This window comes from Metapseudomonas resinovorans DSM 21078, assembly GCF_000423545.1.
Classification (GTDB): Bacteria; Pseudomonadota; Gammaproteobacteria; order Pseudomonadales; family Pseudomonadaceae; genus Metapseudomonas; species Metapseudomonas resinovorans.
Window position 1 is genome coordinate 410,229 of record NZ_AUIE01000002.1, and the last position, 15,488, is coordinate 425,716.

The 15,488-nt window shown below is 67.5% G+C and carries 9 protein-coding genes; 5 read left to right on the forward strand and 4 right to left on the reverse strand.

Going from position 1 to position 15,488, the window contains the following annotated elements:
- The first annotated feature begins 47 nt into the window (after positions 1 to 47).
- The 3 genes from recC (at position 48) to recD (ending at position 8,821) form a co-directional block, all read left to right on the forward strand.
- On the forward strand, positions 48 to 3,290 hold the full coding sequence (gene recC / locus G559_RS0104505) for an exodeoxyribonuclease V subunit gamma (protein ID WP_028627111.1): 3,243 nt from the start codon (positions 48 to 50) through the stop codon (positions 3,288 to 3,290).
- Between the two features lie 159 nt (positions 3,291 to 3,449).
- Positions 3,450 to 6,977, forward strand: a complete 3,528-nt coding sequence (recB, locus tag G559_RS0104510; protein WP_028627112.1) for an exodeoxyribonuclease V subunit beta — start codon at positions 3,450 to 3,452, stop codon at positions 6,975 to 6,977.
- The gene (recD, locus tag G559_RS0104515) at positions 6,977 to 8,821 is read left to right on the forward strand and encodes an exodeoxyribonuclease V subunit alpha (RefSeq protein WP_028627113.1); all 1,845 of its coding nucleotides are present in this window, start codon (positions 6,977 to 6,979) and stop codon (positions 8,819 to 8,821) included. The genes recB and recD overlap by 1 nt, the downstream gene beginning before the upstream one ends.
- A 129-nt stretch (positions 8,822 to 8,950) precedes the next feature.
- Here the strand turns inward: recD and G559_RS0104520 are convergent, their stop codons facing one another.
- A complete protein-coding gene (locus G559_RS0104520; RefSeq protein WP_028627114.1) occupies positions 8,951 to 9,322 on the reverse strand; it encodes a hypothetical protein in 372 nt (123 codons plus the stop codon).
- Between the two features lie 305 nt (positions 9,323 to 9,627).
- Between G559_RS0104520 and G559_RS28435 the strand changes: the two genes are divergently transcribed.
- Positions 9,628 to 11,469: a C1 family peptidase gene (locus G559_RS28435; protein WP_051246397.1), complete on the forward strand. Its 1,842-nt coding sequence runs from the start codon at positions 9,628 to 9,630 to the stop codon at positions 11,467 to 11,469.
- A 143-nt stretch (positions 11,470 to 11,612) separates the two neighbouring features.
- Here the strand turns inward: G559_RS28435 and G559_RS0104530 are convergent, their stop codons facing one another.
- The 3 genes from G559_RS0104530 to G559_RS0104540 all read right to left on the reverse strand — a co-directional run bounded on the left by G559_RS0104530 (position 11,613) and on the right by G559_RS0104540 (position 14,957).
- Positions 11,613 to 12,371 carry a TerC family protein gene (locus G559_RS0104530; protein ID WP_028627115.1) on the reverse strand — a complete coding sequence of 253 codons (759 nt, stop codon included), beginning with the start codon at positions 12,369 to 12,371 and terminating at the stop codon, positions 11,613 to 11,615.
- 107 nt (positions 12,372 to 12,478) lie between these two features.
- A complete protein-coding gene (locus G559_RS0104535; protein WP_028627116.1) occupies positions 12,479 to 13,786 on the reverse strand; it encodes a CitMHS family transporter in 1,308 nt (435 codons plus the stop codon).
- 262 nt (positions 13,787 to 14,048) lie between these two features.
- Entirely contained in the window at positions 14,049 to 14,957 is a 909-nt protein-coding gene (locus tag G559_RS0104540; protein WP_028627117.1) for an AEC family transporter, read from the reverse strand.
- A 102-nt stretch (positions 14,958 to 15,059) separates the two neighbouring features.
- Here G559_RS0104540 and G559_RS0104550 point away from each other — a divergent pair, with 102 nt between their 5' ends.
- Complete coding sequence (locus G559_RS0104550) at positions 15,060 to 15,461, forward strand: GFA family protein (RefSeq protein ID WP_028627118.1); 402 nt, start codon at positions 15,060 to 15,062, stop codon at positions 15,459 to 15,461.
- Positions 15,462 to 15,488 lie beyond the last annotated feature (27 nt).

The window sequence follows — 15,488 nt, forward strand, 5'->3', positions numbered from 1 at the left end:
CCGGATCGGCTGCTAACCTGTGCCGACCTTCAGCAAGCGGCGCCCCCATGCTCAACCTCTACCACGCCAACGACCTGGAAAGCCTCGGCGAGCTGGCTTGCGCCTTGCTCGCACAACCCCAGAACGACCCGCTTGCACCCGCCCGGGTAGTCGTGCCGAGCCAGGGCATGGGGCGCTGGCTGACCCTGCAACTGGCGCGCAAGCAGGGCATCGCCATGCACCTGGACATCCAGTTGCCGGCACGCTTCGTCTGGGATGTCACCCGTCTGGTGCTTGGCGAGCTGCCGCCGCAGTCCGCGTTCAATCCGGTCACCCTTGGCTGGCGTCTCTACGATTGGCTGTGCGAACCGCACAACCTCACCCGTGCGCCACGCCTGGCGCAGTACCTGGACGGCGGCGACGAACGCCGCCGGCTGACCCTGGCCTCGCGCATCGCCGACGTCTTCGACCAGTACCTGCTTTATCGCGACGACTGGCTGGATACCTGGGAGCGCGGAGAGTTGCTGGGGTTGGGCGCGGACGAAGAATGGCAGGCCCTGCTCTGGCGTGAACTCACTGCCGATGGCCACCCCCACCGTGCGCGACTGCTGGGCGATCTACTGGCCCGGCTGCACGCTGAGCCGGTCGAAGGGTTGCCGGAGCGACTGGTGGTGTTTGGCATCAGCAGCCTGCCACCGCATCACATGCGGGTACTGGAAGGCCTGGCGCGGCATTGCGAGGTGATCCTCTTCGCCCTCAACCCCTGCCGCGAGGCCTGGGGTGATATCCGCGATATCCGCGAGCTGGCGAGGCTGCCGGAGCCCGGCATCGACGACTGGTACCTGGACGTCGGCCATCCGCTGCTGGCCAGCCTCGGCAAGCAGGGACGTGATTTCTTCGACGCCCTTTTCACCCTCGGCGGCCAGGACATCGGCGTCTATGCCGAGGACGACGACCTGCGCGACAGCAGCCTGCTGCGCGCCGTGCAGAACGACATCCTGCGCCTGCGTACCCGTCATCCCGAAGAGCGCATGGTCATGCGCGAGGATGATCGGTCGCTGGAAGTGCACCTCTGCCATTCGCCCCTGCGCGAGGTGGAAGTGCTCCATGACCAGTTGCTGGCGCGCTTCAAGGCCGACCCCAGCCTTACCCCGGACCAGGTGGTGGTGCTGACCCCGGATATCGAGCGCTACGCCCCCTACATCGAAGCGGTGTTCGCCCCGCGTGAAGGCGTGCCGCGCATCCCCTTCAGCCTGGCCGACCGCAGCCTGCGCGCCGAGTTGCCACTGGTGGAAGCCTTCCTCGCCCTGCTGGAGCTGCCGCAGAGCCGCTTCGCCGCCGAAGAATTGCTGGCCTGGCTGGAACAACCGGCCCTGGCCGCCCGTGCTGGAATCGAGAACGAAGACCTGCCGCTGCTGCGCGACTGGCTGCGCGACGCCGGTGTGCGCTGGGGGCGCGATGGTGCGCACCGGGCGCGTCTCGGCCTGCCGGAAGAAGGTGCCTTCAGCTGGCGGCAGGGGCTGGACCGCCTGCTGCTGGGATTCGCCGCGCCACCGCAACTGGCCGGCGACGCGCCCCCCCTGCTCGGCGACAGCTGGCCGCTGGATGCCCTGGAAGGCGCCCGCGCCCAACTGCTCGGCCGCCTCGCCGGCTTCGTCCAGCGCCTGGGCGCACTGGCCGACGATATGGCACGGCCACGCCCGCTGGCGGAATGGGCCGAGACCCTGCAGGGCCTGATCGACCAACTCTTCGACGAGCGCGAGGCGGGCGATACTTTGCTGCTGCTGTCCCAGGCCTGTGGCGCCCTGCGTGAACAGGCCGAGGCCGCCGGCATCGAGCGCCCGCTGGAACTGACCCTGGTGCGTCAGCATCTGGTGGCGGCCCTGGACCAGGGCAGCGGCGCCTCGGGCTTCCTCACCGGCGCGGTGACCTTCTGCACCATGGTGCCCATGCGCAGCCTGCCGTTCCGTCAGGTCTGCCTGCTCGGCCTGGACGACGGCGCCTTCCCACGCCGTACACCGGCCGCCGGTTTCGACCTGATCGCGCGCAAGCCCCGACGTGGCGATCGGGCCCGGCGCCTGGACGACCGCTACCTGCTGCTGGAAACCCTGCAATCGGCGCGCGACGGCCTCTACCTCAGCTTCGTCGGCCGCGACCCGCGGGATAACGCCCACCTGCCGCCGTCGGTGCTGGTCAGCGAACTCCTGGAAACCATCGACCTCACCGCCACTGCGGGCGAGTGCAAGGCCAGCGAGCGGGTGCTGGTGCCCCACCCGTTGCAGCCCTTCGCCTCGACCAACTTCGGTGGGGGGCAGCAGGCCGGCTTCGCCGCGCCCTGGTTCCGTGCGGCCCAGCGCCTGGCGGAAACACCCCAGCCGGCTGCCGCGCCCTTCGCCCTGCCCTTGCCGGAACCGGACGCCGACTGGTTGACCCTGGAACCGTCCCAACTGATCCAGTGCTTCCGCCATCCCGCACGCTTCCTCCTGGAACAGCGCCTCGGCCTGCGTCTTGCCGAGGCCGAAGAGGCCCTGGCCAGCGATGAGCCCTTCAGCCTTGAAGGCCCGGCGTGGCGTGGGCTGCGCCAGCTTGCCCTGGACGCTGTGGAGCGTGGTTGGTCCGAGCAGGACGAAAAGCGCATCGCCCGCGCCGCCGGCTGGTTACCCGTCGGCGAGCTGGGCCATGCGCTCTGGGGGCAACTGCGCGGCCCGGTACGCGCCTTCGCGCCGCGCCTGTTCGAAGCCCGGCCCGACGCGGTGCCCCAACCGCTGCTGGTGGATATCGAACTGGCTGGCGTGCGCATCCACGGCTGGCTGGACGGGGTTACCCCGGAAGGTCTGTTCGGCTGGCGCCTGAACCGTCTCGGTGAGTGGGAACTGGCGCCCTTCTGGCTGCGTCACCTGCTGCTCAACCTGGCCGCCACCCCCGGCATCGCCCGCGACAGCCGGCTGCTTTCTCCCGCTGGCGACTGGCAGGCCGGCCCCCTGGCCAACGCCCGCGAACTGTTGGAGCCCTGGCTGCACGCCTACCGCGAAGCCCTGCTCACGCCCCTGCCCCTGCTGACCAAGTCCAGCTACGGCTTCGCCCACGGCCTACGCAAACCGGGCCGCAAGGAGCCGATCGAGGCCGCCCGCTCCAAGGCCCGCGTGGCCTGGGAGGGCATCGACTTCGGCCCGGCCGGCGAATCCCGCGACCCCTGGTACGCCCTCGCCTTCCGCGACCGCGAGCCACTGGGCGAGCGCTTCGAACAACTGGCCGAAACCCTGCTGGGCCCGGCGCTGGATGCGCTGGCGGGAGACGACGATGAGGAATGACGCCGTGCACTCTTGTAGAGACGTATCGAACTGTGGGGGCGAATTCATTCGCCAAGCAGACTGCAGGTCTGCCCCTCGAAACCCGGCAGTGGCGTTGATCTCCCTCACCCCAACCCTCTCCCAGAGGGAGAGGGAGCCGTTCGTGCCGGAGGACGCTGTATGAGCCTCGACCTGCTCAAGGACCCCTTCACCGGCCGCAGCCTGATCGAGGCCAGCGCCGGCACCGGCAAGACCTGGACGCTCACCGCCCTGTACGCGCGCCTGTTGCTGGAGCGCAAGCTCGGCGTCGGGCAGATCCTGGTGGTGACCTACACCACGGCGGCCACCGCCGAGTTGCGCGAGCGCATCCGTGCGCGACTGGCGGCGTTGCTGGCCATGTACGAAGGCGCGCCGGCACCCGACCCGGTGCTGGCCGGGCTGTACGCGCAGTATCCCGGCGAAGATGCCCATCGCCGCCTGTTGCTGGCGGTGCATGGTTTCGACGAGGCGGCCATCTTCACCATCCACGGATTCTGCCAGCGCGCCCTGCAGGACGCCGCGTTCGAGGCTGGTGGCGATTTCGACAGCGAGCTGGCCACCGACGACCGCGAAGTGCTCGATGCGCTGCTCGCCGACCTCTGGCGGCGCGAGCTGGCCGACGCCGAGCCGGCCTGGGCGCGCTTCCTGGCACAGAAACGCATTACCCCGACCTGGTTGCGCCAGCGTCTGCGTTCGCACTTGGGCAAGCCCTACTTGCGTGTCGAGCCGCGGGAGCACGAGGTTGGCGATCTGTCCGCCGCGAGCGAGGCCTGGAGTCATGCACAGGGCTTCTGGCAGGGCCAGGGTGCCGAATGCGTTGCCCAGCTCGCCCAACTCGACGGCCTCAACAAGCGCAGCTACGACGCCGCCAAGTTCGCGCTTTGGCAGACCGAACTGGATGCCTACTTCGCCGATCCGGCCGCTCTGTTCGCCGCGCCAACGGGCCTGGAAAAGCTCGGCACCGAGGCACTGGAAAAGGCCACCAAAAAAGGCTTCGATGCGCCGGAGCATGCCGTCTGCGCCGCGTTGCAACGGCTCTGCGACGCACTGGCGGAAGCCGCTCCCGCCGGTGAGGCCCGCCTGATCGACCTGCAGGTGCGCTTGCTGGACACCCTCAATCTCGAGTTGCCGGCACGCAAAGCAGCCCAGCGTCTGCTGGCCTTCGACGACCTGCTCAATCGTCTCGACGACGCCCTGCGAGGACCGGCCGGCGACGCATTGGGCCAGGCCCTGCGCGAGCGCTATCCGGTGGCCCTGATCGACGAGTTCCAGGACACGGACCCTGTGCAGTACGCGATCTTCCACCGGGTCTACGAGCAGCAGGGCGACCTCTGCTTCGTCGGTGATCCCAAGCAGGCCATCTACGCCTTTCGTGGCGCGGACCTCGCCACCTATCTCAAGGCCCGCGAGGAAGCCGCGCGGCAATACAGCCTGGACACCAACCACCGTTCCACGCCGCAGCTGATCGCGGCCCTCAACCGGGTATTCGACCGTCCCCTGCCCTTCGCCGAGCCCGGCCTGGATTACCCGCCGGTCGGCGCCAGCAGCAAAGCCCGTGCGCAGCTGGTGCTGCCCGAAACCGGTGCGCCGCTGGAGCTGGTCTGGCTGGGCGATGAGCCCCTGGGCAAGGGTGAGGCCGGCAGCGCGGTGGCCACTGACACCGCCCGGCGCATTGCCGGCCTGCTGGCCGCCAGTGCCCGTGGCGAGGCTTATTTCGACGAGGATGGCCTGCGTTCGCCGCTCAAGGGCGGTGATATCGCCGTGCTGGTCGCCAGCCATCGCCAGGCTGGGGACGTTGCCGCCGAGCTGGCCGCCCGTGGCGTACCCAGCGTGCGTCGCGGCCGCGACAGCGTCTGGCATAGCGAAGAGGCCGAGGAGCTGGCGGCGGTGCTGGCCGCCTATGCCGAGCCCGGCCGCGAAGGGGTGCTGCGCTACGCCCTGTCTACCCGCCTGCTGGGGCGCGATGCCCAGCAACTGGCGCGCTGCCAGGACGACGAGCATGCCTGGGACGAAGAGCGCGAGAACGCCGAGCGCTACCACCAGCTCTGGCAGCAGCAGGGTTTCATGCGTGCTTTCCGCGCCTGGCTCGATGAGCAGGGCGTGGCTGAGCGCCTGATCGCACTGCCCGATGGCGAGCGACGCCTGACCAACCTCCTCCACCTGGCCGAACTGCTGCAGACCGAAAGCCTCCAGCGGCCCGGCCTGGAGCCGCTGCTGGCCTGGTTCAATGCCCAGCGCGCCGCCGAAAGCCACGGCGACGACGCCCTGTTGCGCCTGGAGAGCGATGCCGAGCGGGTACAGATCGTCACCGTGCACACCAGCAAGGGCCTGGAGTATCCGCTGGTGTTCTGCCCCTACCTTTGGGACGGTGCGCTGCTGCGCCGCGACGAGGACATCACCTGCCATACCGAGGACGGCACCCCGCTGCTCGATCTGGGAGGTGAGCATTTCGACGAACACCGTGCCGGTGCCCGCCGTGAGCGCTTCGCCGAGCGCCTGCGCCTGGCCTACGTGGCGCTGACCCGCGCCCGTGACCGCCTCTGGCTGCACTGGGGGCCGGTAGCCCTGCCCAAGGCGAAGAAGGACGGCGAGCTGCCGGAAGATGGTTTGCACAGCTGCGCCCTCGCCTGGCTGCTGCATGGCCGCGAGCTGGATGAGGCCGATGTGCTCGGCGCCCTCGCCCAGCACCTGGCTACTCGCGATGGCGCCGCCCTGCGTGTTGAGCTGGAGGCCCTGGCCGAGGCCAGTGGCGGCCAGATCGCCGTGGTGGCGCCGCAGGCCGAGGACGCCAGCGCCCAGGGCGAGTCCCGCGCCCTGCCCCCGGCTGGCCTGGCCACCCTTGACCGCACCCTGGCCAGCGCCTGGCGGGTGGGCAGCTTCTCCGGCCTGGCCGCTGGCCTGCACATGGAAGCGCCCGACCGCGACGGCCTGGTCGTGCCGCCGGCCAGCGAACCGGGAAGCGGCTTCTTCGCCTTCCCCCGGGGCGCCCGCGCCGGTACTTGCCTGCACGCCATGCTGGAGGATTGGATGCGCGGTGAAGGCGAACTGCCGGCGCTGGTGCAGAAACACTTGCAGGGCCACGGCTTGCCGGACAGCTGGACGGAGATCGCCAGCGCCCACCTGCAGCGGGTGCTGGATACCGACCTGGACGGCCAGGGCCTGCGCCTGTCCGCATTGGCCCCCAACCGCCGGCTGCCAGAGCTGGGCTTCACCTTCCCAGTGGCCGGGCTGGATGTCGGCCGCCTGCGGGCGATCCTTGCCGACCCCGTCCACGGACTGCCGGAGGTGATGCGCCTGGCCGCCGAGCGCCTGGAGTTCGACACCCTCAAGGGTTTCATGAAGGGCTTCATCGACCTCACCTTCGAGCACGACGGGCGCTGGTACATCGCCGACTACAAATCCAACTGGCTAGGCCCGGATGCCAGCTACTACGGTGGTGAGCGCCTGGAGCAGGCCATCGCTGCCGAGCACTATCACCTGCAATACCTGATCTACCTGGTGGCGCTGCGACGCTTCCTGCGCCAGCGCCTGGCCGGCTTCGCCAGCGAGCAGCTGGGCGGCGCCTGGTACCTCTTCCTGCGCGGCATGCCAGACGCCGGGGTGTTCTTCCATCGTCCTGCCGACAGCCTGCTGGATGCGCTGGATCTGCTGTTCGAGGAGGGCCGCTGATGAGCCTGGCCGACTGGTCCCTGGGACCGCTGGAGCGCCATTTCACCGAGAGCTTGCAACGCCTCGACCCACAGGCGTCGGACGCCGTGCTGGCCGCTGCCGCGCTGTGCTGCCAGGCGCTGGGTGACGGCGATGTCTGCCTGCCCCTGGCGCGCTGGGCCGGACAGCCGTTGTTCGTCGAGGGCGGCCCCGGCCTGCAGGCGCCTGCCCTGCCCGCCTGGCTCACGGCCCTTCAAGCCTCGCCCCTGGTGGCGCCCCCCGGTGGCTATGCACCGCTGACCCTGGACGGTGCACGTCTCTATCTCAGCCGTTACCACGCCTACGAGGCGAGATTGGCGCAGAACCTGTTGCAGCGGGCGACGGCACGGCCGAGCGTGGACGAGGCGCAACTGGGCGAGTCCCTGGCCCGCCTGTTCGCCCGCAACACTCAACAGCCCGACTGGCAGCGGCTGGCAGCCGCGCAGGCGGTACGGCGCAACCTGGCCGTGATCTCCGGTGGCCCCGGTACCGGCAAGACCACCACCGTGGTCCGTCTGCTGGCGGCGCTGCTGGAACAGCCGGGCGGTGAACGGCTTGCCATCGGCCTGGCCGCGCCTACCGGCAAGGCCGCCGCGCGCATGGCCGAAGCCATCCGCAACGCCAAAGCCGAATTGCCGGTAGCTGACGCCATCAAGGCCGCGCTGCCGGAAGAAGCGCGCACCCTGCACCGGCTGCTGGGCAGCCGTGGTGACACGCCGAAGGTTCGCCATCACGCGGATAACCCGCTGCCGCTGGATGTGCTGGTGGTGGACGAGGCCTCGATGGTGGACCTGGCGCTGATGGCCAAGCTGCTGGACGCCTTGCCGCCCAATGCGCGGTTGATCCTGCTGGGTGACAAGGACCAGTTGGCGGCGGTGGAGGCGGGTGCGGTGTTCGCCGAACTGTGCGAAGGGCGTGGCTTGGATGCGGCTGCGGCCGCCGACCTGACGCGGATCACCGGGCAACCGGTGCCGGTAGAGCAACCCCGCTCGCGTCTCGGGGACGCCGTGGTACTGCTGACCCACAGCCACCGTTTCGCAGGCGACAGTGGCATTGGCGAGCTGGCGCGACGCATCAACGGTGGCGATGCCCGTGGCACGCTCGAGCTGCTGCGCGGCGGTCACCCGGACCTGGCGTGGAATGCCGGCCCTACTCCGGCGGCCCTGTTGGAGCGGCTGGAGACGGGTTATGCGCCCTACTTCGTCACCGTGCGCACCGCTGACCCGGCTTCCGCCTTTGCCGCCTTCAACGGCTTCCGTGCGCTCACCGCACAGCGCGAAGGCTCCTGGGGCGTGAGTGGCATCAACGAAACACTGGAGGCGCGTATCAAGCGCCGCCTGGGCGTGCCTTCGCGCGAGCGCTGGTACCCCGGCCGCGCGGTGATGGTGCGGCAGAATGACTACGCCCTGGGTCTGTTCAACGGCGATATCGGCCTCTGCCTCGCTACGCCCCACGGCCTGCGGGTGTTCTTCGAGGGCGATGAGGGCTACCGCCCCTTTGCTCCAGCCCGGCTTCCGAGCCATGACAGTGCCTTCGCCATGACCGTGCACAAGAGCCAGGGTTCGGAGTTCACCGAGGTGCTGCTGGCCTTGCCGGAGCAGCCCAGCCCCCTGCTCAGCCGCGCGCTCTTCTACACCGGCATCACCCGGGCGAAGAAGAAGGTGGAAATCTGGGGGCTGCCGGCACGGCTGAGTGAAGCGGTATCGACCCGTGCCGAGCGGGCAGCGGGATTGGCGGAGCGCCTTGGCGTCACGGCGCCTGTCGACAACCCGCAAGCGCCGACGCCCGCAGCGGTCAACGGGCAGGATCAGTTGAGCCTGTTCTGATCACGACGCGGATGGAACCGCTCTTGTCGGTTGGTACGGGTGGCCTTTGCATAGGATCTACAGATTGCGGATACCCACAAACACCAAGCCCGGCATCCGCCGGGCTTTGAGGGTTTGCAGCGAGTTGGATCAGCTGACGCGCTGGGCTTGCAGCAGGCGGTCGGCGCCACCTTCGGCGACGCGCAGGGCGTTGGTGCGATCGGAGCCGCCTTCAGCTACGCGGAAGCTATTGGTGCGATCCGAGCCACCTTCGGCAATGCGGTTGGCACCAGTACGGTCGGAGCCACCTTCAGCGACGCGGTTGGCACCGGTGCGGTCGGAGCCACCTTCAGCAACGCGGTCCAGCACCATAAAGCTGCCTTCAGCAGCCACCGGCTCGATGACCTGGATAGTGGTGGCTTCCCTGGACTCACCCAGCACCGGCTGGGAGTCAGACGGCAGGGCGAAGACGGAGGTGCTCAGAGTGGCGATGAACAGGGCGGCGAAGGCTTGGGTTTTCATGATCGTGGGCTCCTCAAGGGGGCTGGAAACTGGGTACGGAGCCAATCTTACGGATGGGGTGTTGATTAAGAAGTGATCACTCCAGATAGAGAACATCAACGTTGTTGATGGTGCAGTGCGCCCTTTCAGATCAATGGGTTAGTTGATTCACGCGGCCGCCCTGGCCGTTCGACCCAGGAGAGATCGGCTCGCCGAAGTGCATTTTCCCCCCGGCAGCGGGGCCACCATTCGTCTGCAATCCCGCCTGGCCAGCGAATGCGGTCAATCCTTGCCTGTACAGCCCCGACCTGGACAGGGAGGTCAGCATGGCCAAGCGCACCGAATCGACGAAACCCCGCAGAAAGGCTGCAGGCAAGCGACTGGACGTCCGCCGCGACTCCATGGATTTCCGCGACCTCACCTACTCCGCGTCCCTGGCGCCGCTGCCCGACGAGCTCTATCCGGACTGGCCGTTACTGCACATCCTCGACCAGGGCGAGGAAGGCGCCTGTACCGGTTTCGGCCTGGCCGCAGCGATCAACTACTTGCGTGGCCGACGTGCGCTGCCCGGCCGCGCCAGTCCGCAGATGCTCTTCGCCATGGCCCGGCGTTATGACCAGTGGCCGGGGGAGAACTACGACTTCAGCAGCGCCCGAGGCGCCATGAAGGGCTGGCACAAGCATGGTGTCTGCCTGGAGGGCAGTTGGCGGGGTGGCAGCGGCTTGACCCCCGCGATCCAGCAGGAGGCGCTGGATATCCCCCTGGGTGCCTATTTCCGGGTCTTCTCGCGGATCAACGACGTCCAGGCAGCCCTGCGTGACGTCGGCGTGCTGTTCGCCTCGGCGCGTACCCATGAGGGTTGGCGCGCGCCCCGGCGTGGCGTTATCGACTGGAAGCCGGATTCACCGGACATCGGTGGTGGGCACGCCTTCGCCCTGATCGGCTACAACCGTGACGGTTTCCTGGTGCAGAACTCCTGGGGGCCTGACTGGGGCGGTTACCGCCAGGGCAAGGCCTCATACGCGGGGGTGGCGCTGTGGAGCTACGCCGATTTCGAGGCCAATGTCTGGGACGTCTGGGTCGCGCAGCTGGGGGTTGCGGTCAACCATGGTGTCACCGACACCGCCACCCGCTATGTGTCCGACGGCGGCACTGCACGCCTGGCGCTGCAGGGACCGCCCCAGGAAGCGATCTACCTGCATTACCTGCACATCGACGATGGCCGTTTCGACGGCCTGGGCCAGTACGCCTCCGACCTGGTCCAGGTGGAGGCCATCATCGAAGAGCTGCAACACAGCAAGCCGCAGCACCTGCTGCTCTACGCCCACGGCGGGCTGAACAGCGTGAACGGCTCGGCCATGCGCGCGTTCAAGTGGCGGCCGGCATTCCGCGACAACGGCGTGCACGAACTGCATTTCATCTGGGAGACCGGCCTGCTGGCCGAACTGGGCGACATCCTGCTCGGCAAGTTGCCCCTGGTAGGCGAGCGCGTGGGCTCGGTGAGCTCCTGGTGGGACAACCAGGTGGAAAGCCTGGTGCAGCCCGCCGGCTTCGCTCTCTGGCAGGAAATGAAACGGGATGCCGATCGCGCCTTCCAGAAAGGTGCGGCGGGAACGCAGGCGCTGCAGCGCCTGGTGGGCTGGCTGGCCGCCCAGGGAACCCAGGCACCCAAGGTCCATCTGGTCGGCCACAGCGCGGGTTCCATCTGGCATGCACGCCTGTGGCAGGCCTGGCAGGCGCTCAACGGTCCGGCCATCGACAACCTGGTGTTGTTCGCCCCGGCCTGCACCCTCGAGCTTTACCAGACGACCTTCCTCAAGGCGCTGGGGCACGGCATCCGCCAGCAGACGCTGTTCGTGCTGTCGGACCAGGCCGAACAGGAAGACAACGTCGCCAAGGTCTACCGCAAGTCGCTGCTCTACCTCGTCTCCAATGCGCTGGACGACCGGCAACGGCGGGTGCCGCTACTGGGCATGCAGAAGTTCCAGCCAGCCCAGCAGCCGCCTGGCAGCACCCTGGTGGTCGCTTCCACCAGCGGCCCGGCCAGCCGCAGCACCAGCCATGGTGGATTCGACAACGACCTGCAGACCATGGACCACCTGCTCCGGGTGGTGCTGGGCAGCGGCGGCTTCCGTGGTTTCAAGGTGGATGAGTTGAAGGGGTATTGAATTCATTCGCTAGGCAGGCCGAAGGTCTTCCCTTGGACCGCGGGGGGCAGCGGCGCAGCCCTTGGCGAATGAGTTCGCCCCTACAAGTAAGCCGTTCACCATGAAAAACGGGGCCGAATGGCCCCGTTCTTCATTGCTTCGGCTTACTGCCCAGGAATGTCCTTGCGCAGTTTCACCGGGTCTTCCTTGCGCCCGCGTGCGATACGCATGCGGATGTTCAGCGCCTCCACGGCCAGGGAGAAGGCCATGGCGAAGTAGACGTAGCCCTTCGGCACGTGAACTTCGAAGGATTCGGCGATCAGCACGGTACCGACCACCACCAGGAAGGCCAGGGCCAGCATCTTCAGGCTCGGGTGCTTGTCGATGAAGTCGCTGATGGTACCGGCGGCCAGCATCATCACCAGGACGGCAACGATGATCGCGGCGACCATGACCGGCACGTGAGACACCATGCCGACGGCGGTGATGACCGAGTCCAGGGAGAACACGATGTCGATGATGGCGATCTGGATGATGGTGCCGATGAAGTTGCGCGCCGCGCCTGAGGGCGCCGCGTTGGTCTCATCTTCGCCTTCCAGGCTGTGGTACATCTCGGTGGTGCTTTTCCACAGCAGGAACAGGCCGCCGAAGAACAGGATCAGGTCACGGCCGGAGATGCCCTGGCCGAACAGGTGGAACAGGTCGGTGGTGAGCCGCATGATCCAGGTGATGGAGAGCAGCAGCAGGATGCGGGTGATCATCGCCAGCGCCAGGCCGAAGAGGCGGGTGCGTGCCTGCATGTGCGGCGGCATGCGGGCCACGAGGATGGCGATCATGATGATGTTGTCGATACCCAGGACAATCTCCAGGGCGGTCAGGGTGAAGAAGGCGACCCAGATTTCCGGGCTGGTCAGCCATTCCATGATGCGTTGATCCTCATGAGTGTCGTGTGGCTAGGGATGGGACACGAAGAAGCCGGAAAGAGCTTAGGCAGTTTCCGGCTTCCTCGGGGGTGTCATTCAGCGGCTGGTCAGTGCGATCCAAAAAGCGGGAACACACCCAGCAACAAGGCGGCGAGGAGGATACACAGACAAATCATCACCGCCCACTTCAATGTGAAGCGCTGGTGGTCGCCGAACTCGACCTTGGCCAGGCCCACCAGCAGGTAGGTGGAGGGTACCAGCGGACTCAGCAGATGCACCGGCTGGCCTACGATAGACGCTCGCGCCATCTCTACCGGGCTGATGCCGTAATGGCTCGCCGCCTCGGCCAGAACCGGTAATACGCCGTAATAAAAAGCGTCGTTGGACATGAAGAAGGTGAACGGCATGCTCACCACCGCGGTGATCACCGCCATGTACGGACCCATGGACGGCGGGATGACCGCCAGCAGGCTCTTGGACATGGCTTCTACCATGCCGGTGCCGGACAGGATGCCGGTGAAGATGCCCGCCGCGAAGATCAGGCCGACCACCGCCAGCACATTGCCGGCATGGGCCGCGACCCGTTCCTTCTGCTGCTGCAGGCAGGGGTAGTTGATGATCATGGCGATGCTGAACGCGATCATGAACAGCACCGGCAGCGGCAGCAGGCCGGCGATCAGGGTCACCATCAAGGTGGCGGTCAGCGCGCCGTTCACCCACAGCAGCTTGGGCCGGCGGGCTTCCGGGTACTGCGAAACGCTGATCTCGTCATGGTTGAGCTGGTCGTCCGGCAGGTGCAGCACGCCGAGACGCGCACGTTCGCGCTTGCCGTAGGCCCAGGCCAGGCCGAACAGGGCGATGGCGCCGGCGGCCATGGCCGGGATCATCGGCACGAAGATGTCCGAGGGGTCGACGTGCAGGGCGCTGGCCGCGCGGGCGGTGGGGCCGCCCCAGGGGGTCATGTTCATGATGCCGCCAGCGAGGATGATCAGGCCGGCCATGATCAGCGGGCTCATGCCCAGGCGGCTGTACAGCGGCAGCAGGGCGGCGACGCAGATCATGTAGGTGGTGGCGCCGTCACCGTCCAGGGAGACGATCAGGGCCAGGGCGGCGGTGCCCATGGACACCTTCAGCGGGTCACCCTTCACCAGCTTGAGGATCTTGCGCACGGCCGGGTCGAACAGGCCGGAGTCGATCATCAGGGCGAAGTAGAGGATGGCGAACATCAGCATCACGCCGGTGGGCGCGAGCTTGCTGATGCCTTCCAGCATCATCGGGCCGATACCTGCGGCGAAGCCGCCGAGCAGGGCAAAGGCGATTGGGACGATGATCAGGGCGATCAGGGCGGACAGGCGTTTGGTCATGATCAGGTACATGAAGCAGATGACCATGGCGAAGCCGAGCAGAGTCAGCATGGCAGTTCTCCGGACGTGATTCGGGCGGGACGGGGGCGGGTCAGCGCGTGGCCGAAGGCGTGCGGAGAGCGGGCGGAGGGGTGCCGGGACGGCAGCAGGAACGGAGCATGGCGATCACCAATCTTGTTGTTGTCGGGTTGCCGGTCTCGTGCCGGCAATGGGGCGGATGCTAAGCGCGCAACCTTTCAGCCAGCTTTCGGCGGTGATCGGAGCCGATTGTGCGGAGTTTTAGCGACGAATGGCGGATGGCCGCCGTGTCGCTTCAGCCAGATACGCTGCGCATGACCAGCAGCAGCGAGCCTGCGGCGAGCAGCGTCTGCAGCGTGATGATCCCGGCCATGAAGTGACTGTCGCCGCCGAGCTGACGGGTCAGCACATAAGCGGTAGGCGCGGTGGGCAGGGCGAAGAACAGCACCAGGATGCTGCTTTCCATGGTGGGCAGATCGAGCACGCGAGCCACCGCAAAGGCGAGCGCAGGCATGGCCAGCAGCCGCAGTGCACAGTTCCAGGCCAGTGCCGGTACTTCGCCGGCCAGTTCCTGCGGGCGCAATGCCGCGCCGACGCAGAGCAGGCCGAGCGGCAGGCTGGCCACCGCCAGCAGGTTGAGCAGGCGGTCGGTGCCGCCAGGCAGGCCGAACCCGGCGAGATTGACCAGGGCGCCGGCCAGGCAAGCGAGGATCAGCGGGTTCTTTGCCATCGGCAGCAGCAGGCCGCGCAGGCTCACGCCACGCTCGGCGGTCAGCGCCCAGACCGACATCAGGTTCACCGTCGGCACCATCAGCGCCAGCATCAGCGCGGCCATGGCCAGGCCGTCCTTGCCGTAGAGGCTGCCAATGGCCGCCAGGCCCAGGTAGGTGTTGAAACGCAGGATGCCCTGGGTGATGGCGCCGAAGCGCGCTGCGGGCCAACCCAGCAGGCGCCGGGCCAGTAGCAGTGCGAGCCAGCCGATGCCGAGGCCGAGGAACACCGCCAGGGCCAGTTGCGGCAACGCCGGGTTGTCGAGTGGGGCGGTGGCCAGGCTGCTGAACAGCAGGGAGGGGAAGAGGATGAAGTAGTTCAGCCGTTCGGCGGAGGGCCAGAAGGCTTCGCCAGGGAAGTCCCAGCGGCGCAACAGATAACCGCCGACGATCAACGCAAAGAGGGGCCAGAGGGCTTGGAGGAGGATCAGCACGGCGACATCCGGGTCAGCTGGGGACGCTCTATCTTCAGTTCCGGATCGGTGGCATGCAACCGCCTGCTAGGGTGAAAGGCAGTGCTCAAGCCGGAGATCATCATGGCCGAACTCCATACCGGCGGCTGTCATTGCGGGCAGCTGCGCTACGTTGTTGAAGCACCGCTGCGCGATGTCGCCCATTGCCACTGCTCGATCTGCCGGCGCACCACCGGAGGGATCGTAACCACCTGGGCGACGGTACCGCTCGCGAGCTTCCGCTGGACGGCCGGCACGCCGGCCGAATACGCCTCATCCGCGACTTGCATCCGTTACTTCTGTCCGCGTTGCAGCAGCCAGCTGGCGCTGTTCACCCAGCTCGCGCCGGACACGCTGGACCTCACCATCGCCACCCTGGACCATCCCGAGGCGGTTTCCCCTGACCGGCATATCTGGGTGACGAGCCGATTGCCCTGGCTGCATCTGGACCCGCAATTGCCGGAGGAGGATGAGGAGGTGTTGTGAGGGGCCAACGATACCCATCAGCAAGGG